The sequence below is a fragment of the Salegentibacter sp. T436 genome (genome assembly GCF_001932675.1).
GTDB lineage: Bacteria > Bacteroidota > Bacteroidia > Flavobacteriales > Flavobacteriaceae > Salegentibacter > Salegentibacter agarivorans.
In genome coordinates this window covers 1,900,877-1,921,588 of the sequence record NZ_CP012872.1, presented here as the reverse complement: position 1 = coordinate 1,921,588, position 20,712 = coordinate 1,900,877, and the positions used below count along the sequence as shown (strand labels likewise).

The following is a 20,712-nucleotide window of genomic DNA, read 5'->3' as shown; positions in this document are numbered from 1 at the left end:
CAATTGCGGGGTTTTTTATTTTCTAACAGGTTGATAATATTATTTCTTTAAAAAGCGCAATAAGATCTCATTAAACTCCTTTTTGTGCGTCATCACCAGGCCGTGTGGTGCGCCTTTAATTACTTCAAAAGTATTATCCTTAACCAGATCTTTACTTTTCTTACCGGCAATATCTATTGGCACAATTTCATCATCATCTCCATGGACTATTAGCGTTGGTACATCAAACTGTTTTAGATCTTCTCTAAAATCTGTCAATCCAAAAGAATCTACACAATCTAGTGTGGCTTTAGCTGAAGCTTTACAAGCAATACTCCAGTCATAATGTTTCTGGTCTTCACTAATACGATCTTTATTTTTGCTGAAGTTGTAAAACTTATCACCAAACCCCGCTAAGAAACCTGCGCGGTCTTTTCTAATCTCCTCTTTAAAACCTTCAAAAACTTCTTTCTCAAGCCCATCAGGATTATCGTCTGTTTTCAGCATAAAAGGCGGCACAGCAGAGATCAAGGCAGCTTTTTCAATATTTGCAGTTCCATATTTTCCAATAAAGCGGGCTACTTCTCCTCCACCCATAGAGAAACCTACGAGAATTGTTTTTGAAAGTCCTAATACAGTGATAACATCGTTTAAATCTGATGCCAAAGTATCGTAATCATAACCTTCCCAGGGTTTATCACTGTCGCCAAATCCTCGACGGTCATAGCTTATACATCTAAACCCCGCATCTACAATTTTCTCTATCTGGTATTCCCACATCCTATGACTTAAAGGCCAGCCGTGAATTAGAATCACCGGTTGCCCTTCGCCATAATCTTCATAGAAAAGTTTAATCTTATTTCCTTTCTCTTCGTTTTTAGTCTCTATATAATTCATTGCTTATTTTTTTATTAAGTTATGCACTAAAGCTTAGTCTAAAAAAATAAAGCCCGCATTTAGCAGGCTTTTAACGTGTTTTCAAAATTTTAACCAAGAACCCAGGGGAAACCTAGGAGGTATGAACTAGAAAACTATTTTATAATTTCGAGACCATTCTCGGGGAATTAAACCCTCAATGAGAGATTTAAAATTACATAATTTCAATACTTCCTTTTCCTTCCCTTATTACTTCAGGTTCAGAATTTGTAAGATCTATAACGGTAGAGGGAATATTGTCTCCATAACCACCATCAATTACCAAGTCTACGAGATGATCCCATTTTTCTTTAATTAATTCAGGATCTGTGGTATATTCTATTACTTCATCTTCATCGTAAATAGAGGTAGAAACAATCGGATTCCCCAAAGTGGCGACAATACTTTTACAAATCGCATTATCGGGCACCCTAATCCCTACTGTTTTTTTCTTTTTAAAGACATTTGGAAGGTTATTATTTCCGGGTAAAATAAACGTATAAGGGCCGGGAAGATTTCTTTTGAGCACTTTAAAAGTTGCAGAATCTATTTGTTTCACATAATCTGAAAGATTGCTTAAATCTTCACAAATAAAAGAGAAATTAGCCTTTTCAAGTTTTACGCCCTTGATCTGGGCGATTTTTTCTAATGCCGAGGTATTGGTTATATCGCACCCAAGACCATAAACAGTATCTGTTGGATAAATTATAAGCCCTCCTTTTCTTAGGACTTCTACTACTTTATTAATATGTTTCTGACTCGGATTTTCGTCATAAATTTTAAGTAATTCAGCCATAATTATAATTTTTTAGTAATTGAGAATTTACAAATTTTCGTGCAGATATTTTTGAAATAGACTAACTAATCTAATTTAGAAACTTCACTTTCCAGCTTCAGCACTTTACTTCCATCCTCCTGTTCTATAAAAAGTGCTTTATTGCCTTCTTCGCCTTTTCGGGTAATTTCACTTCCGGCTATTGTTTTGGTAATTTCTCTAGTGTAAGTTTCAGTTACTTTCCCTTTAGCCTTACCGTTTCCCCATTTCCAACTAACAGTGCTTCCTTCTTTAATCATTTTTTATTTTGAAGGTAAAAAGAAAGCCGCATGAAGCGGCTTTATATAACAGAAGTTTAACGAGTTCTAAGAGATCAATTTCAGCTTAGCAAATCTTAAAAGTAATTTTTTAATTCCTCCGTTTTCAAAATCAATTTCGGCTTTTTTATCCTGCCCTATCCCATCTATAGCAAGTACTTTTCCTTTTCCAAAACGCATATGCTCCACTACATTCCCAGCCTCGAGTTTTATAGCGTTTGTAGCTTTTTGAGGCTCGGGACTAGCGGGTTTTAATTTTCGAAGTTTTCTTAACTGAGATTCGCTTGGTTTATGCGCCGGAGGCGGAGTTCCCTTTTTAGGTTTACTCTGTCGAAGTTTGCTTTTATCAATATCATCCCCAAAAATATCAGTATCTATCAACGGTTTATATTTATAATCGTCCTGCGGAATCATATAATCCATATACTGCTCGTCTACTTCTTCAATAAACCTACTAGGTTCGGCATCTACAAGTTTCCCCCAGCGGTAACGTGACTGCGTATAGGTCAGGTAAGCCTGTTTTTCGGCCCGGGTAAGGGCTACATAAAACAAACGGCGCTCTTCTTCCAGTTCGCTTCGGGTATTCATACTCATTCCTGAAGGAAATAAATCTTCTTCTAAGCCAACAATATATACATAAGGAAACTCCAGTCCTTTTGCCAGGTGAATGGTCATTAACGCCACGCGATCGTCATCACCGGTATCTTTATCCATATCTGTAGCCAGGGCGACGTCTTCCAGAAATTCAGCTAAAGAACCATCAGCATCTGCCAGCTCTTTTTGGCCTTCTACAAAGTCTTTAATCCCGTTAAGTAACTCTTCAATATTTTCAATTCTAGCAATTCCTTCTGGAGTACCATCTTTCTTTAATTCCTGAACCAATCCTGTTTTTTTGGCTACAGTATCTGCAACAGTAAAGGCATCGGCATTTTCGGCTAAAATCGTGAAACTCTTAATCATATTCACGAAATTATTCAGCTTGGTCTGCGTACTTTTATTGATCTTTAGATCCAGATGATCTATATTCTCAATAATTTCAAAAATGGTTTTCCCATATTGATTTCCCGCAATGCTTAACCTATCCATCGTGGTTTGTCCAATTCCTCGAGCCGGATAATTAATTATCCGCTTTAAAGCTTCTTCATCTTTTGGGTTGATCAGCAATCTTAAATAAGACAGGACGTCTTTAATTTCTTTACGCTGGTAAAATGAAAGTCCACCATAAATTCTATACGGAATTTCCTTTTTTCTAAGCGCGTCTTCCATTGCCCTGCTTTGCGCGTTGGTTCTATAGAGAATGGCAAAATCGCCATTACTCATCTGATTTTGCATTCGGTTCTCAAAAATAGAACCGGCAACAAATCTTCCTTCTTCCCCATCAGTTAGCAGGCGATTCACCACAATTTTTGGCCCTTCATCATTTGCCGTCCAAACTATTTTTTCCAGTTTGGTTTTATTCTTTTCAATAATAGAGTTTGCCGCATTAACGATATTCTTGGTAGAACGGTAATTTTGCTCTAACCGGTACATTTGTACGTTATCATAATCCTTCTGGAAATTCAGGATATTATTAATATTTGCTCCGCGGAAAGCATAAATACTCTGCGCATCATCACCTACCACACATATATTCTGAAATTTATCTGAGAGTGCTTTTACAATTAAATACTGCGAATGATTGGTATCCTGGTACTCATCAACCAGAATATATCTAAAACGATTCTGGTATTTATGAAGCACTTCAGGAAAACGGTTTAACAGTTCATTGGTTTTGAGCAAAAGATCATCAAAATCCATCGCACCGGCTTTAAAGCAACGCTCCACATATTCCTGGTAAATTTCACCAAGACGCGGCTTTTTAGACATCGCATCGGCCTCTTTCAATTCCGGGTTTTGAAAATAAGCTTTTACGGTAATCAAACTATTTTTATAGGAAGAAATACGACTATAAACCTGCTTATATTTATAAACGTCTTTATCCAGGCGCATATCTTTAATAATCGCCCTGATCACGCTTTGAGAATCTTGAGTATCGTAAATGGTGAAGTTTGACGGATAACCCAATTTATCGGCTTCAAACCGTAAAATTTTTGCAAAAATTGAGTGAAAAGTTCCCATCCAAAGATTTTTCGCTTCACTGTTACCCACAATTTTAGCGATTCGGGTTTTCATCTCCCGGGCGGCCTTATTGGTAAAGGTTAGCGATAAAATATTAAAAGGATCTACGCCCTGGCTCATAAGGTAAGCAATACGGTAAGTAAGCACCCGCGTTTTTCCAGATCCTGCTCCTGCAATCACAATCATTGCGCCATCCTTTTGCAGTACAGGCGCACGTTGTGCATCATTTAATTCGGCTAAATAAGCTTCCAATCTCTTCAGTTTTTTAAATGCGTGAAATTAACCAAAATGATACAATTTATAAACCCGTAAACCTACTTTGTTTTAAACAAACTCAGATTAGCTTTGAGCAATTGCTTAAGTTTTTAATATCTTTAAAATTCTGCAAATCAAATTGAACGCTAAATAAATTTACTATGAAAAAAATTGTATGCAGCTTTCTTGGGCTTTTCAGCTTCACTTTAGCGGCGCAGGAGATTAATCCCGAAATTAATTCGGCTGCTGAAGAAATAGAAGAACAGGTGATTGAGTGGCGAAGGGATTTTCATCAGCACCCTGAACTTTCCAACCGGGAAACCGAAACCGCTAAAAAAATTGCAGCTCATTTACAAAGTTTGGGAATTGAAACTACTACCGGAATAGCAAAAACCGGCGTGGTAGGAATTCTAAAAGGCAATAATGAAGGCAAAACCGTGGCTTTAAGAGCAGATATTGATGCGCTCCCAGTAACCGAAAGAAATGATCTCCCGTTTAAATCTGAAGTAAGAACAGAATTTTTAGGTTCAGAAACCGGGGTGATGCACGCCTGTGGTCACGATACTCACATCGCAATTATGATGGGTGTTGCTGAAGTGCTTTCAAAGCATAAAGATAAAATAAATGGTACGGTAAAGTTTATCTTCCAACCTGCAGAAGAGGGCCCGCCACCGGGAGAAGAAGGTGGTGCTTCCCTTATGATTAAGGAGGGCGTTCTTAAAAATCCTGATGTAGATGCAATTTTCGGACTTCATATTAATTCGGAAACACCCGTGGGAACAATTCGTTATAAACCTGAAGGCACTATGGCTGCTGTAGAACGTTTTGTAATAAATGTAAAAGGAAAACAAACCCACGGATCTGCTCCCTGGAGCGGGACCGATCCTATTCTTATTTCAGCAAAAATTATAGATGGTTTGCAAACAATAATCAGCCGGGAATCTAAATTAGTAGATGCCGCTGCGGTAATTTCCGTAGGAAAAATTACCAGTGGCGTTCGCTTCAATATAATTCCTGAAACTGCCGAAATGATTGGGACGATAAGAACTTTGGATCCTGATATGAAAGCATTAATTCTGAAAAGAATGAACGAAATGGTTCCTGCAATTGCTGAAGCTTACGGTGGGGAAGCTACGGTTGAAATTCAAAATAATACTGCGATCACTTATAACGACCCCGAACTTACAAGCAAAATGCTACCGACATTACAAAAAGTAGCCGGAAAAGAAAATGTGGTTTTGGCCAAAGCAACAACCGGCGGGGAAGATTTCTCTTTCTTCCAGGAAGAAATTCCCGGGTTCTATTATTTCCTGGGTGGAAAACCTTTAGATTCCAATGAACCGGCACCCCACCACACTCCCGACTTTTTCATAGATGAAAGCGGAATGTTACTGGGTGTAAAAACAATGTCTCAACTGGCTATAGATTACCTAAACCAATAATTTATGGAAAGTATTTTAGATTTTTTTGGAAGTATTCCCTGGTGGGGATGGATTCTTATCGTTATTGTTTTAATTGCTATAAAAGATATCTTCTTTAGCCGTGCGCACACCATAAAACACAATTTTCCTGTGGTAGGGCATTTGCGGTATTTCTTGGAAGGAATTGGCCCGGAACTGCGGCAATATATCGTTGCCAGCAACCGGGAAGAATTACCGTTTAACCGGGTAGAACGAGGCTGGATTTATGCTTCAGCAAAAAATGAAAACAATTACGAAGGTTTTGGAACCGATCAGGATATTTTTTCAACGCATTATATTTTTATAAATAATGCGATGATTCCTTTTAAACTGGACGAAAAGCATCCCAACAGAATAGACCCTAATTTCATTGCCTGTGCAAAGGTGATGGGCGAATTTAACAAAAGAAAGCGTCCGTTTAGACCGGCCTCTATCATCAATGTTTCGGCAATGAGCTTTGGTTCACTTTCTGCCAGGGCAATAGAATCGCTAAACGCAGGTTGTAAAGAAGCCGGAGCCTACCACAATACCGGGGAAGGCGGACTTTCGCAATATCACAAAAAAGGAGCAGACGTGGTATTTCATTTTGGAACCGGATATTTTGGAGTTCGCGATGAAAAAGGAAACTTTTCTATGGATAGAATGGTGGCGCTTGTAAAAGAGAATCCTCAAATCCGCGCTATTGAAATTAAACTTTCGCAGGGTGCAAAACCTGGAAAAGGCGGCGTGCTGCCTGCTTCAAAAATTACTAAAGAGATTTCTGAAATTAGGCACGTTCCTATGGGGCAGGACATCCTGTCCCCTCCAAATCATTCTGCTTTCGACAATATTCCAGAATTGGTAGATTTTATTGAAGATATCGCTGAAGCAACCGGACTTCCGGTAGGGATTAAATCGGCCGTGGGAAGGTTAAATCAATGGGAAGAACTTGCCGCTCTTATGGCAAAAACCAAACGAGGACCCGATTTTATTACTATTGACGGTGGCGAAGGCGGAACCGGGGCCGCGCCTCCAAGTTTTGCCGATCACGTTTCACTACCCTGGATTTACGCATTTACCGATGTTTACCAAATATTCTTAAATGAAGGGATTACCGATAGAATTGTCTTTATTGGAAGTGGAAAACTCGGGTTCCCCGCAAAAGCCGCAATGGCCTTTGCCCTTGGCGCCGATTGCATAAACGTGGCCCGGGAAGCAATGATGAGCATTGGCTGTATACAGGCGCAGGCCTGCCACAATAACACCTGCCCTACCGGCGTTGCTACACAAAACAAATGGTTGCAGGCGGGAATTAATGTAAAAGACAAGGCACGACGGGTAAATTACTATTTTACCAAGTTTAGAAAAGAGCTTTTAGAGATTACACATGCCTGTGGTTACGAGCATCCGGCGCAGTTTACTATGGACGATGTGGAGATAAATTTAAGCGATAAGAACCTGGCAAAAACCCTGGCCATCACTTTTGCATATCACAAAGAAAAAGTACCTTTCGAGGGTATTCAAACGCATATGGATAGCCCACATCTGGGTGGAATTCATAAGCAAAAAGAAGTAACCACCAAAGAAGCCGAAACCGAAGAAACCGCACCCCATAATAAGAACGAATGAACCAGATAGAACTTTCCCAAATACTTTTAGCTATTTTACCGGCTTTAATTGTTGGTGTAGTAGCCTTTTATTTTTTTAGTTCCTATAACAAAAATGAAGAAAACAGAAGACGCTTTCTTTTACATAGAGAAAATCAGAAAACTTCGCTTCCTTTAAAGTTGCAGGCTTACGAAAGGATGACGTTATTTTTAGAAAGAATTTCACCCGGAAAAATTTTATTTAGGGTAAAACCCAATTCTAATGATAAAGAAGCCTATGAACGATCCTTAATTAATACAATTGAACAGGAATTTGAACATAACCTGGCGCAGCAAATTTATCTTTCGGTTGAATGTTGGGATTATATTAAAACGGCTAAAAATGCTACTATCGGAATTATTAGAAAAGCTAATCAACAGGAAAGTGTTACTGATGCCGATAAATTAAGAGAAATAATTTTGAAGAATCTAATGGAAAAACAATCTCCTACTGAAGCTGCGATCGCTTACTTAAAAAATGAAGTAAAACGCTTCATTTAAAACAATCCGAAGAAACTTTTACGTTTGGTTGCCAGAAATTGCAAATGCTTTTCCTTGGCGTGATCGTAACCTTGCTGCCACCATTCCCCCATTAATTTTTTATTAAAAACCAGTGAGTTTTCGGTCAATTTTGTTGGAGTGTAATAGGTATTCAGTTTTACTTTTTTATTTAAAGCCGCCAGTTTTCCTTCTACAATATCGTGGTATTCTACCTGATCCAGTAAAAACCCAAAAAGGTTGATCATTAACGAAAAAGGATTTTTCCCCAGAACCTTATTATACTCCATATTTTCGGCTTCAAGAATAATCGCATCAACTTCTGTTGCGCCGCGTTTTATGGCTTCCCGTATAGGTACCACGCAACCAAGTCCGCCATCGGCATATTCAAATCCGTCTTTATTAGCAAGGCTCATAAATGGAATATAATTACAACTTATCCAAATCCAGTCGCAAAAATCTTCGTAAGAAAAATCGTTAATCGACTTATATTCTACGCGGTTTTTAGATAAATTGGAAACTGTTACAATTACATCTTCAACCTGGTTTTTAAGCTTACTAAAATCTTCTTCAGAAAAATTTCTTTTTATATGTTTTCTAAGGTTTTGGCTTTCTCCAAAAGTTCTTTTCTTCCGCACAAACTGCCAGAACATATTAAAGTAATTGATGGTCACATACTCCCTTCCTTCTTTTCGTTTAACTACAAAAGGATTTATGCTAAAAATCTTACGCTGGTTTACATTGGTGTAGATCTCGTAAACCTTATCTATATTTCCCATCGCGAGATGCGGAATAAGCAAGCTCCCGGTTGAAGTACCAAGAAACAAATCGTATTTCTTGCCCTCTTCCTGAATTAAATATTGAGCAACGCCTCCTGCGAAGGCGCCTTTACTGCCCCCGCCAGATATTACCAGTGCACGCATTAAGGTTCAATTTGATTAATTTCCTCGCTTTTTTCTTCGGCAAACTTATAACCGCTTTTCCACCAGGATTTCATTTGCTTTTCATCAAAAATAAGGGAATTGGTAGTCAATACCGTAGGGGTGTAGTAAAAATTTATAGTTACATTTTTATTGGCTGCCGCAAATTTCCCTATTTTAATATTTTGAGATTCGATCCTGTCCAACATAAACCGAAACAAATTAGTAATGAGTCCAAAAACGTTTTTAGAAGGCATCCTATTATAAAAAGTAGCTTCAGTTTGTAAAATAATCGCATCAATATGGGTAGCGCCTCTTTTTATTGCTTCTTCAATTGGGACCATCGTTCCCAGCCCACCATCGGCATATTCGCAACCATTTTTTTGCACAAGACTCATAAAAGGCGTGTAATTACAGGAAATCCAGATCCATTCACAAAACTCCTCGTATTCAAAATCTTTAATCGATTTATATTCTACCGTATTTAAAGAAATATTAGAAACCGTTACCACAATATCCTTTTTCGCGGCTTGTAAACTTAAGAATTCTTCTTTGGTTAAAGTGGCTTCAATAAGTTTTTTAAGGTTTTTACTTTCACCAAAAGTCTTTTTTCCTTTTAGAAAATTTAGAAGTACGTTTAAGTGATTTATGCTAATTTGATCGTAGCCGTGACGTCTTTTTATAAGAAAAGGGCGATTACTAAAGATACTACTTTGATTTACCGTAGTATAAATGTTTTTTATTTTTTCACACTTATTTAAAGCAAGATGAGAAATAAGTAAACTCCCCGTAGAAGTTCCTAAATATAGTTCGTAATCGCGCTGTAATTCTTCAATTAAATACTGGGCTACCCCACCGGCAAAAGCGCCTTTACTGCCTCCTCCCGATATTACCAATGCCCTCATTAATTGAGTTTTGTTTGCAAATAATCCTGTTCTTTTTGAGAAAGACTATCCTTTAAAGCTAAGAATTTCTTACGATATTCTTCGTTTTTAAGCAGCTCATTTAATAACTGCCTGGAATAATTTCTAAACCTGTAAGTTGGGTGCTGGGTTCCCTGCATCAAGTCCAGCAGGTTTTGATTGGTAAAACTATTTATCTGGTATAAATAGCCAAAAGCATTCTCCCTTACTTCAATTGGAAAATGGGTAGCGGTATAACCCGAAAGCTCATTATATGTTTCCTGTTGTTTCTCAGGTTCGTAATTTGGTGTCACCAGGTTTAAGGTAAGCCAGAGCATTCGTACATTTTTATTGGTAAATCCTTCGATTCCCTTGGTCTGATCTAAATAGGTGGAAACTTCTTGGGGAAAATTCATCCATAATTTAAGCAGAGCGGCTTCTTTAGTAACATAGGATTCATCCTTGAGCAGAGATTCAAATTTTGATTTTAATTCCTGCGGAATTCTCTCCATACTGGTGGCAATAGCCTGGCGAACGTAAATATTGTTTGTTTCAAATGCTTTTTTGTAAAGATTTATAGCTCCGGCAGAAGTTTCACCTTCTAATTGATAAACCACTTCCTGGCCGGTATAATCGCTTACCGGGAAATCGAGTTCTGCACTTAAAAGTTCTTCCTTTTTTTCTATAGGTGTTTCTCGCAGTGCCAGAATATTTAAATGATTTTGAATGAATTCTGAATTCTTCAAAGAATTTAAAGCTGCAAAACCCTGAAAAGCGGTTTGGTTTAACCATTTTGCCATAAAATCGGATAGGCTAACATTTCCAGCGGCTTCAACCTCAGCAATAAAATTCTCTGTAGTAGCGGTTTGAAACTTGTAGCGTTCCAAATAATTTTTCACCGCTTTTTTAAACGCCCCATCTCCCACTCGCTCACGCAAAATATGCAAAACCCAGGCTCCTTTTTGATAATAGGTTAAGGATGTTGCCCTAGCTTTGGTAACCGGTTCACCTTTTCCGCTATCGCTTATTTCTTTCAGTTTTTCACCAGATTCATAAAGTTGCCAGTAATAGTAATCATCTCCAAAGATTTCACGTTCGGCCAGCAGCGCGTAATAAGTAGAAAATCCTTCGTGTAGCCAGTGATCGTTATTCGTTTCAGCGGTCACCAAATTTCCAAACCATTGGTGGGCCAGTTCGTGTGCATTGACGCTCACATAATTTCGGTCTGTAAAACCTATCGAATCGGTAATAAAAGCGTGGTCAAAAATAGTAGCCGTAGTATTTTCCATTCCAGAATATAGAAAATCGCGTACCGGTGCCTGCTTGTAATTTTGCCACGGATATGCTACCCCAATTTCAGTTTCGAGAAAGTCGAAAATCTCTTTACTGTGCCTATAAGTCGGTTCCATATTTTTCTTTTCTGAAATCGGCATATAAAACTGTAAAGAAACCCCTGAAGCAGATTTCTTTTCTTCCACAACATAATTTGCCGCTGCAAAAGCCAGTAAATAACTGCTCATAGGCTGTTGCATATCAAAATTCCAACTTTTTAAAGAATCACTAACCGATGTACCAGAAAGTTTTCCGTTGGCCATCACTTCTAAATCATTCGGAAAATGATACGTGATATCAAATTCTACTTTTTCCCGCTGATCGTCAAAAGAAGGCAACCAATTAGACGTGTATTTCCCCTGTCCCTGTGTCCATATTTGTTTGGGAGCCGTTATAGAATCGTCTATATCCCAATTTATAAAGTATACCGCTTCTTTTGGTTTAACAGAATATTTAAGTTGAAGAGAATTATTTTCTGATGGATTTATTTCATTTTTCATCCAAATACGTCCCCCGGAATTCCTGTAGTTCTTTTGTTCCCCGTTCAGCAAAACCTCATCAAAATTCATATTTCGCGCATCAACATAGAAGGAATCGATGCTTTTTATAATTTCGAACTCGTAATTAATCTCGCCCGAAACCTCTTTATTTACCGGATCTACAAAAATTTCTGCATCAGCGGTTATAAAATCTATATTTTCAACTTGGTTGAGTGAATCTGCAATGGGAGCCTGGCTATAAAAGTTCCAGCTACAGCAAAAAAGGAGGGCGATAAAAGAATATTTCATACTAAAAAACTACAGGGCACAAATTACAAAAACTGGATAAATTTAATCGCTGAAAATTTCAGGTTTAATTTTTAAGTGAAATTCAGCCTAAAAAACCTGATTTTAATATCTTCGTTTGCATGAACGCCAATATTTTGCAAACACCCATAGATTATCTAAAAGGGGTAGGCCCAAACCGCGCAGATTTACTGCGGAAAGAACTTGGCATTCATACCTACCAGGATCTATTAAATTTATTTCCAAACCGTTACCTGGACAAAACCCGTTTTTATAAAATAAACGAGTTGCAAAGAAACTCGGCTGAAGTGCAGGTGGTGGGCAAAATCACCCATATAAGAAGTGTAGAACAAAAACGCGGCAAGCGCCTGGTAGCCGATTTTATTGATGATACCGGAAAAATGGAACTGGTTTGGTTTCGTGGCCAAAAATGGATTCGGGAGAATTTAAAGATCAACACACCTTATGTTATTTTTGGAAAAACCAATTGGTTTAACGGTCTTTTTAGTATGCCGCATCCGGTAATGGAACCGGTAGAGGAATATAAAAAGCAACTGCGTACCGCGATGCAGCCAATTTATCCTTCTACAGAAAAATTAGCAAAATCAGGCATTACCAACCGGGTTATCAATAAACTGATGCAGCAACTTTTTATTGAAACCAAAGGGAAATTCTACGATACGCTTTCTGAAGAAATCACTTCAGAATTAAAACTTATTCCAAAAGCAGAAGCCGTATTTAATATTCATTTTCCGCAGAGCCAGGAACTGCTGGCTAAAGCACAATTCCGCTTAAAATTTGAAGAACTATTTTATATTCAGCTGCAATTGTTGATTAAAAATATGCTTCAGAAGCAAAAAATAAAAGGTTTTGTTTTTGAAGAAATTGGGCAGAATTTCAGTGAATTCTATAAAAACCATCTTCCTTTTGAACTTACGGGTGCTCAAAAACGAGTAATTAAAGAAATTAGAGCCGATCTTGGCAGCGGTGCGCAAATGAACCGTTTGCTGCAGGGCGATGTAGGCTCAGGAAAAACCATTGTGGCCTTAATGTCTATGTTTATTGCGCTAGATAATGGTTTCCAGGCCTGCCTAATGGCACCTACAGAAATTCTCGCCATTCAGCATTATAACGGTCTAGTAGAACTTTGCGAAAACCTGGACACCAGTATTTATTTACTTACCGGTTCTTCCAAAACTAAAGCCCGCCGCGAAATTCACGAAAAGCTTGAAAATGGGGAAATAGATATTCTAATTGGTACTCACGCTTTGCTGGAAGACAAAGTAAAATTTAAAAATTTAGGGCTGGCAGTTATAGATGAACAACATCGTTTTGGCGTGGCGCAACGGGCCAAATTATGGCGAAAAAACCAGGTGCCACCCCATATTTTAGTGATGACCGCTACTCCAATTCCAAGAACCTTAGCGATGAGTCTTTATGGCGATTTAGACATTTCGGTAATAGATGAATTACCACCCGGCAGAAAACCAATTAAAACCGTACATCGTTATGACAGCAACCGACTTAAAGTTTTCGCTTTTATAAAAGATGAAATAAAAAAAGGTCGGCAGGTATATATCGTTTATCCATTGATCCAGGAATCGGAAAAAATGGATTATAAAGATTTAATGGATGGTTATGAAAGTATTGCCCGGGAGTTTCCAGATAAGCAAATTTCTATAGTTCATGGCCAGATGAAATCGGACGCCAAAGATTATGAAATGGAGCGTTTTGTACGAGGCGAAACTCAAATTATGGTCGCCACCACTGTAATTGAAGTTGGAGTAAATGTCCCAAATGCCAGTGTCATGATTATTGAAAGTGCCGAACGATTTGGGCTTTCACAGCTTCACCAGCTGAGAGGACGTGTAGGCCGTGGTGCCGAACAGAGTTTCTGTATTTTAATGACGGGTCACAAATTATCTAACGACAGTAAAACCAGGTTGGAAACCATGACCGCAACCAACGACGGATTTGAGATTGCCGAGGTTGATTTAAAATTACGAGGCCCCGGCGATATTATGGGCACCCAGCAAAGCGGTGTTTTAAATTTAAAGATCGCCGATATTGTTAAGGATAATGACATCCTAAAATTGGCGCGACATCACGCTATGAAGATTTTAAAAGAGGATTCTAACCTCTCTATGGAAAAGAATAAAGTGCTTCGTTTTACTTACGCGCAGGTGGCAAAACATAAAAATATCTGGAATTATATTAGCTAGACTTAAGGTTTAAAAAAATGATGAATCTTCTTCCTCATTCTTAATTCTCACATTTCTTAAAATAAGGCATAAAATTAAAATTTGAAATTATGCCAAAACTATTCGTAATACTATCTTTGCGAACTGAAAATATTGAGACATGAAAATTTCATATAACTGGCTTAAACAATTTATTAAACTTCCCGAAGATTCGGAGAAAACGGGAGAATTACTCACCGATCTTGGCCTTGAAGTAGAAGGACTACAGCCTTTTCAAAGCATTAAAGGTGGTCTTGAAGGTATTGTTGTGGGCCACGTGCTGGAATGTAAAAGTCATCCAAATGCTGATAAGCTACAACTTACTAACGTAGATCTAGGAAATGGCGAGCACGTACAAATTGTTTGCGGTGCACCCAATATTGGTGCTGGGCAAAAAGTTCCTGTAGCGACTATTGGTACAACTCTCTATGATGAAAAAGGTGAAGCCTGGCCAATTAAGAAAGGTAAAATTAGAGGTGAAGCCAGTTACGGGATGATTTGCTCTGAAAAAGAACTTGGCCTGGGACAAAGCCATGAAGGAATTATGGTGATGCAAGACGACCTAATTCCCGGAACTCCTGTTGCCGAAATTTTTGATGTTGAAAACGACCAGGTTTTTGAAATTGGTCTTACTCCAAACCGTGCCGATGCAATGAGCCACTGGGGCGTTGCCAGAGATCTAAAAGCCGGTTACACCCAACAAGGAAGGAATTTAGAACTAATCACCCCTTCAGTTAGTAGTTTTCATGTAGACAACAGAAGTTTAAAAGTACAGATACAGGTAGAAGATTCGGCGCTGGCACCGAGATATTGCGGCGTTACTATATCCGGGCTTAAAGTAGAAGAATCACCAAAATGGCTTCAGAATAGATTAAAAGCGATAGGTCTTGGCCCAAAAAACAACGTGGTAGATGCTACCAATTACGTGATGCACGAGCTTGGGCAACCGCTACACGCATTTGATGCTGCAAAAATTGCCGGTAATGAAATCAATGTAAAAACCCTGGAAAAAGGAACGAAATTTACCACTTTGGATGAAGTAGAGAGAGAGCTTCACGAAGAAGATTTAATGATTTGTGATGCCGAAAAACCGCTTTGTATTGCAGGAGTTTTTGGCGGTGCTACCAGCGGGGTAACCCAGGCTACCACCCAAATCTTTTTAGAAAGCGCTTATTTTAACCCGGTGAGCGTTAGAAAAACGGCAAAAAGACACGGTTTAAATACCGATGCTTCTTTTAGATTTGAACGAGGAATTGACCCCAACATTACTGAATATGCTTTAAAACGCGCTGCACTTTTAATTACAGAAATTGCCGGCGGCGAAGTAACCAGTGATATTGATGATCTTTATCCTAAGAAAATTGAAGATTTCCAGGTTTTCCTAACCTTTGATAAAGTGAATAAACTAATTGGGGAAAATCTTGAAGAAGAAACTATAAAATCTATCCTTGCGTCGCTTGAAATTAGGGTAAACAATGTTACCGAAACCGGGATGGGACTTACCATTCCTTCTTATCGCGTAGACGTGCAGCGGGAAGCCGATGTAATAGAGGAGATTTTAAGAGTTTATGGCTATAACAATATTAAATTTGGCGAAAAACTAAATGCTTCAGTTGCTAATTCTTCAAAGTATGAAGATTATAAACTTCAAAATATAATTGCCAACCAGTTGGTGGGTCAGGGTTTTTATGAAACCATGGCCAATTCTTTAACTACACCGGCTTATTCTGGATTGAGTGAGCAAATTAAAGAATCTCAGAATGTTCAAATGCTAAATCCGTTAAGTCAGGATTTATCTGTTTTGAGACAATCTATGTTATATTCGGGACTGGAGTCTGTGAGTTATAACATTAACAGGAAACGCAGTGATCTTAAATTATTTGAATTCGGGAAAACGTATCACGATTTTAATGGAAGCCGTGTAGAAAACAAACACCTCTCCATTTTTATTAGTGGAAACCGAAATGCCGAACGTTGGAATTCAGTTTCTGTCAGAACAGATTTCTTTTTATTGAAAGGAGTAATTCAGTCAATTTTTCAAAGATTTGGAATTGAAAATTTAAAGCCTTCCGCAGTAAAATCTGATGTATTTTCTGAAGGACTTATATTTTCTTCAGCAAAAAACAATCTGGTTTCTTTTGGAGTGATTCGCAAAAAGGTTTTAAAGCATTTTGATATTGAGCAGGAAGTACTTTATGCCGATATTAACTGGGATGCTTTACTGGACGTTGTAAAATCCAGGAAAATTAATTTTAGCGCAATTCCTAAATATCCGGCCGTAAGACGTGATTTTGCCTTATTACTGAATAATAATATTTCTTACGATCAAATTGAAGAAATAGCCTTAAAAACAGAGAAAAAACTCTTAAAAGAAGTTGATCTTTTTGATGTTTACCAGGGAAAAAATCTTCCCGAAGGCAAGAAAAGTTACGCTGTGAGTTTTAAATTTCAGGATGAACACAAAACCCTTACCGATAAGCAGGTAGATAAAATGATGAAAAAGCTTCAGCAAAGATTTGAAGAAGAACTTCAGGCTGAGTTGAGGTAATTATATAAAATTGGCTGTTTAAATTTCCATCTTACGTCAACCTGAATTTATTTCAGGTTCTAACTTGAATTAAGTTTCAATTTAGCTTAGACTCTGAAACAAGTTCAGAGTGACATTAGGAGCATTTAAACAGCCAATTTCTATTTTTAGCTAAGATAAACTATGGAAATTTTTTAAAGATTTCATCTACATAATTTCTTAGATCTCTTTCTAATCTTCTTGACCCAATTTCCTCATCGGCGGTTCCACGCCATAAGATTTGATTGGTTCTGCGGTCTATAAAATCTATAACAATAGATTTTTCTTTATAAGGTATTTGTCTAATGGCACCATCGGCTCCAATACGCTGAATCGTAAAATAATTCTCGTAGGTATAATCTTCATAATATGGCCCTATATAAAGTCCCGGACGATAATATGAGAAATTTGTATACACAGGATTCGCATTTACATCTACCTTTTCATCAAACATAGTGTGCACATAGACTAACACATCGGGTTGACGATTATCTATTGCAAAATCTTCGCTAGCCATATTATTGTTTATGGTAGAGATAATCACCTCGTGTACACGGTCATTATTATAATCCCGATTCAAAATAGTGTCCTGATTTGGCAAATAAGAATAGGTATCGTAATTTTTTAATTTTTTGGAAGAATCTTTAGAAATATTGCTTCCAGAGCCGCAAGACATCAAAAAAGCAGCCACCATAATTGTGGTAATTAAAAGTTTCAATTTCTTCATAGGTTTCAATTTTAAATGAAAATAAGTTTTACTTTATAATTAAAAAAAGGATCTTTCCTAATTGATATTTAATTAACAAACAAAAGCGGCCATTTAGGCCGCTCTTAAGTTTTCTTTCAATAGCAATTTATTTCCCCGGTAATACTACAGTATCAATTACGTGAATAACCCCGTTTGACTGGTTCACATTTGCAATAGTTACAGTTGCAACATTCCCTGAAGCGTCTTTAAGCTTTACTTTACCATCTTCCATCATAGCATAAAGTTTTGCACCGCTTACCGTTTCAAAAGTGGCTTTACCATCAGCCTCTTTAATTGCCGCTACCACATCGTTAGCACTAAAATTCCCAGCTATTACGTGGTATGTAAGTACTGCTTGTAGTTTAGCTTTATTCTCTGGCTTTAGTAAAGTTTCCACGGTTCCAGAAGGTAGTTTTTCAAATGCCGCATTTGTGGGAGCAAATACGGTAAAAGGACCATCGCCCTGTAAAGTCTCTACCAAACCGGCAGCTTTTACTGCTGCAACGAGGGTGGTATGATCTTTAGATTGTGAAGCATTTTCCACAATATTCTTGCTGGGGTACATTTCTGCACCACCAACCATTGTAGATCCGTTTTGGGCCATTAAAGTCCCTCCAATAAATAGGAAACAAAGAATTCCTAAGTGTTTTAATTTTCTCATAACAATTATTTTTAAGTGATTTATTAGATAAAATCTGTTCTGCGAATATTTATTCAGAAAACCTAATTATCTAATTTTTGTCTAATTTAATTCTATTTTAGTTAAACAGTTTTTAAATTTAACCAATTATGAAAGGTTTAACATGCATTCGGTTAAAAAAATGGATTGCATGAATCATCTTAATTACTTAATTTAGTGAAAGATGCTAAAGAAAAAGAAAATGAAGTTGAAGTTAGGCTTGCGCCGCACTAATCTGGAAGAGCAATTATATAAATCCCGAAAACAAAGAGTTTCTTCTGAAAATATTCTGCAACAGGTTCAGGAAATCTTTGAACAGGAAACCACTAAGGACGATAATATTCTAAAAGAGATTCAAGGTGGAAATTCTGGAAACAACCATTTTAATCTTGATTTATTAGAAAGCTCTAGAATTTTTCATCTCTCAGATATTGAAAAACTATGTATTGATTATCGCCTACGCTTCTTAGACAGCAGTTATTTTAAAGGTAAAATTCCTTATGAAGCCGTGAGCAGGATTAAGGCTATAGAAAAGGAACAACAAATTACCCTGAAAGGTTTTAAAATAGTTGCGCCATCTAAACTTTTTAAACTGGAAAATGCCGACGATCCCTTACTTTTCGCTCCCATGGGGAACGATTATTTTTACCTAATACATAAATGGGGCAACGACCTACATCCATTGAGAAAATTATTAATGTGGCCGTTTAGACATCTTGAGAATTTTGTTGGCTTCTTGCTTGTGCTTAGCTTTGTAATTGCACTTTTAATTCCCGACGGACTTTTCTCACCACAGCAAACCACTACCCAGTTTTTTTTGATCTTTTTCTTTGTTTTTAAATGGGTGGCAGGACTTTCAATTTTCTATGGCTTCAAAAAAGGAAAGAATTTTAGTTCGGCTATTTGGCGAAGTAAATATTATAACGCATAGAACGTTAAACTCAGTATAAAATACACATTAAGCTATATTGTTATTTGTATTTTAGATAGGACTAAAAACTATTAATTATGAGTTTAGACGAATCTTACGAAAGAGTATATACGGGTTCGGAGCCCAATGTGCAATATTTGCAGGAATTATTTGATAAAGCCAATATTTCTTCCCGGGTTAGAAACGATTTTGATTCAGGATTACGAGCCGGATTTGGCGGAGGCCTACGAGGACAGGTGCAACTTTTTGTAGTTAAAAATCATTACGACGAAGCCTTGAAAATAGCTAAAACCACCTTCCCAAAAGATTATACAGATGAGTAACCTCAACGAAGGAGGAAGACGTAATAAATGGTATTTAATACTGGGAATTCTATTTCTGGTTTATGGAGTTTATAGACTCTATTCACACCTATCTGCAGAAGAAACCGATAATTTTGGCTCGGTACTCGCGGTTGGTTTTATAGTTTTTGGACTTTACGACCTGTTCCGATATTTCAGGAAAGTTTGAATCAATCTTTCAGAAGAAATTTCTATAAGAATTTAGAAAATAAAAAAGGTTATTTCGCGCAACGAAATAACCTTTTTTAATCTTAGTAATTAATATTCTTACCAGCTAATTACAGCACTTGCCCAGGTAAATCCGCTCCCAAAAGCTGCAAGAACCACTATATCTTCATTTTTAATTTTGCCCTGTTCCCAGGCTTCGCATAAAGCAATAGGAATAGAAGCTGCAGTAGTGTTCCCGTATTTCTGAATATTATTATGCACCTGCTCGTCACTCAATTTAAATTTTTGCTGAACATATTGTGATATACGCAAATTTGCCTGGTGCGGAATTAACATATCAATATCTTTCACTTCAAGTCCGTTCGCTTTTAGACCTTCCATAATAACTTCAGAAAAACGCTGAATGGCATTTTTAAATACAAATTGCCCATTCATATATGGATAATAAGGAATATCGTCTCCCTGTGGGTTTTCAGCAATAATTTCAGGAACCCAGTGCTCTGTACTTGGGCCTTTTAAAGAAAGTTCTAAAGCGTGTTTTCCTTCAGAATGTAAGTGTGTAGAAAGTATTCCCTCTCCATTATGGTCGCTTCGGGTTAAAACCACTGCTCCTGCTCCATCTCCAAAAATCACTGAAACAGACCGGCCACGTGTGGTAAAATCGAGTCCACCGCTATGGTTTTCACTTCCAATAACCAAAACGTTTTTATACATTCCGGTTTTAATAAATTGATCGGCAGTAGAAAGTGCATAGATGAAACCGCTGCATTGGTTTCTCACATCTAATGCCGGGCAGGTTTTTATATCTAACATTTCCTGAACCTGAACCCCACAACCAGGAAAATAATAATCTGGACTTAGGGTTGCAAAAACTATTAGGTCTATATCGTCTTTATCTATTTTAGCACGTTCAATAGCAATTTTAGCGGCTTTTACGCCCATTTTAGCGGTAGAATTACCGTCGCCTTTTTTTATATGTCGGCGTTCTTTGATACCTGTTCTTTCCTGGATCCATTCATCGTTGGTATCCATTCTTTTAGCCAAATCATCATTAGTAACAACATTTTCTGGCACGTAACTCCCAACTCCGGCTATTTTAGATTGATACATATTCTATTGTTTAGTATATTTAGACCTTATTGAATTTAAATTTAAGCA

The 20,712-nt window shown here is 37.5% G+C and carries 18 protein-coding genes; 8 read left to right on the top strand and 10 right to left on the bottom strand.

The window, feature by feature from the left end; translation table 11 throughout:
* Positions 1-39 precede the first annotated feature (39 nt).
* The 4 genes from AO058_RS08490 to AO058_RS08475 form a co-directional block, all read right to left on the bottom strand.
* On the bottom strand, positions 40-876 hold the full coding sequence (locus tag AO058_RS08490; protein WP_075326046.1) for an alpha/beta fold hydrolase: 837 nt from the start codon (positions 874-876) through the stop codon (positions 40-42).
* A 193-nt stretch (positions 877-1,069) separates the two neighbouring features.
* On the bottom strand, positions 1,070-1,690 hold the full coding sequence (locus tag AO058_RS08485; protein WP_075326045.1) for an L-threonylcarbamoyladenylate synthase: 621 nt from the start codon (positions 1,688-1,690) through the stop codon (positions 1,070-1,072).
* A gap of 65 nt (positions 1,691-1,755) precedes the next feature.
* On the bottom strand, positions 1,756-1,968 hold the full coding sequence (locus AO058_RS08480; RefSeq protein WP_075326044.1) for a DUF2945 domain-containing protein: 213 nt from the start codon (positions 1,966-1,968) through the stop codon (positions 1,756-1,758).
* Positions 1,969-2,034: 66 nt separating this feature from the next.
* Positions 2,035-4,356 (bottom strand): ATP-dependent helicase, encoded by a 2,322-nt coding sequence (locus AO058_RS08475; protein WP_075326043.1) that lies wholly within the window; start codon positions 4,354-4,356, stop codon positions 2,035-2,037.
* 164 nt (positions 4,357-4,520) lie between these two features.
* Between AO058_RS08475 and AO058_RS08470 the strand changes: the two genes are divergently transcribed.
* Genes AO058_RS08470 through AO058_RS08460 form a run of 3 tightly spaced genes read left to right on the top strand, consistent with a single transcriptional unit; the run spans position 4,521 to position 7,945 of the window.
* On the top strand, positions 4,521-5,801 hold the full coding sequence (locus AO058_RS08470) for an amidohydrolase (RefSeq protein WP_075326042.1): 1,281 nt from the start codon (positions 4,521-4,523) through the stop codon (positions 5,799-5,801).
* Positions 5,802-5,804: 3 nt separating this feature from the next.
* Positions 5,805-7,427, top strand: coding sequence for an FMN-binding glutamate synthase family protein (locus AO058_RS08465; RefSeq protein ID WP_075326041.1), 1,623 nt, complete (start codon positions 5,805-5,807; stop codon positions 7,425-7,427).
* Positions 7,424-7,945 (top strand): DUF7935 family protein, encoded by a 522-nt coding sequence (locus AO058_RS08460; RefSeq protein WP_075326040.1) that lies wholly within the window; start codon positions 7,424-7,426, stop codon positions 7,943-7,945. Before AO058_RS08465 ends, AO058_RS08460 begins: the two co-directional genes overlap by 4 nt.
* On the opposite strand, the gene AO058_RS08455 is transcribed toward AO058_RS08460, so the two are convergent.
* Genes AO058_RS08455 through AO058_RS08445 form a run of 3 tightly spaced genes read right to left on the bottom strand, consistent with a single transcriptional unit; the run spans position 7,942 to position 11,884 of the window.
* On the bottom strand, positions 7,942-8,865 hold the full coding sequence (locus AO058_RS08455) for a patatin-like phospholipase family protein (RefSeq protein ID WP_075326039.1): 924 nt from the start codon (positions 8,863-8,865) through the stop codon (positions 7,942-7,944). The genes AO058_RS08460 and AO058_RS08455 overlap by 4 nt on opposite strands.
* On the bottom strand, positions 8,865-9,767 hold the full coding sequence (locus tag AO058_RS08450) for a patatin-like phospholipase family protein (RefSeq protein ID WP_075326038.1): 903 nt from the start codon (positions 9,765-9,767) through the stop codon (positions 8,865-8,867). The genes AO058_RS08455 and AO058_RS08450 overlap by 1 nt, the downstream gene beginning before the upstream one ends.
* The gene (locus AO058_RS08445) at positions 9,767-11,884 is read right to left on the bottom strand and encodes a M1 family metallopeptidase (RefSeq protein ID WP_075326037.1); all 2,118 of its coding nucleotides are present in this window, start codon (positions 11,882-11,884) and stop codon (positions 9,767-9,769) included. The genes AO058_RS08450 and AO058_RS08445 overlap by 1 nt, the downstream gene beginning before the upstream one ends.
* A gap of 119 nt (positions 11,885-12,003) precedes the next feature.
* Here AO058_RS08445 and recG point away from each other — a divergent pair, with 119 nt between their 5' ends.
* Both recG and pheT read left to right on the top strand, forming a co-directional pair.
* Positions 12,004-14,103, top strand: a complete 2,100-nt coding sequence (recG, locus tag AO058_RS08440) for an ATP-dependent DNA helicase RecG (RefSeq protein ID WP_075326036.1) — start codon at positions 12,004-12,006, stop codon at positions 14,101-14,103.
* 139 nt (positions 14,104-14,242) lie between these two features.
* On the top strand, positions 14,243-16,669 hold the full coding sequence (gene pheT / locus AO058_RS08435) for a phenylalanine--tRNA ligase subunit beta (protein WP_075326035.1): 2,427 nt from the start codon (positions 14,243-14,245) through the stop codon (positions 16,667-16,669).
* Positions 16,670-16,829: 160 nt separating this feature from the next.
* Here the strand turns inward: pheT and AO058_RS08430 are convergent, their stop codons facing one another.
* Positions 16,830-17,414, bottom strand: coding sequence for a DUF4136 domain-containing protein (locus tag AO058_RS08430; RefSeq protein WP_075326034.1), 585 nt, complete (start codon positions 17,412-17,414; stop codon positions 16,830-16,832).
* A gap of 127 nt (positions 17,415-17,541) precedes the next feature.
* Positions 17,542-18,096 carry a fasciclin domain-containing protein gene (locus tag AO058_RS08425; protein WP_075326033.1) on the bottom strand — a complete coding sequence of 185 codons (555 nt, stop codon included), beginning with the start codon at positions 18,094-18,096 and terminating at the stop codon, positions 17,542-17,544.
* Between the two features lie 220 nt (positions 18,097-18,316).
* Here AO058_RS08425 and AO058_RS08420 point away from each other — a divergent pair, with 220 nt between their 5' ends.
* From AO058_RS08420 to AO058_RS08410, 3 genes are all read left to right on the top strand, one after another.
* Positions 18,317-19,045 (top strand): hypothetical protein, encoded by a 729-nt coding sequence (locus AO058_RS08420; protein WP_075326032.1) that lies wholly within the window; start codon positions 18,317-18,319, stop codon positions 19,043-19,045.
* Between the two features lie 77 nt (positions 19,046-19,122).
* Positions 19,123-19,368, top strand: a complete 246-nt coding sequence (locus tag AO058_RS08415; protein WP_075326031.1) for a putative signal transducing protein — start codon at positions 19,123-19,125, stop codon at positions 19,366-19,368.
* Positions 19,361-19,555: a hypothetical protein gene (locus AO058_RS08410; protein ID WP_075326030.1), complete on the top strand. Its 195-nt coding sequence runs from the start codon at positions 19,361-19,363 to the stop codon at positions 19,553-19,555. The genes AO058_RS08415 and AO058_RS08410 overlap by 8 nt, the downstream gene beginning before the upstream one ends.
* A gap of 98 nt (positions 19,556-19,653) precedes the next feature.
* Here AO058_RS08410 and AO058_RS08405 read toward each other — a convergent pair whose 3' ends face one another.
* The gene (locus AO058_RS08405; protein WP_075326029.1) at positions 19,654-20,664 is read right to left on the bottom strand and encodes a 3-oxoacyl-ACP synthase III family protein; all 1,011 of its coding nucleotides are present in this window, start codon (positions 20,662-20,664) and stop codon (positions 19,654-19,656) included.
* Positions 20,665-20,712 lie beyond the last annotated feature (48 nt).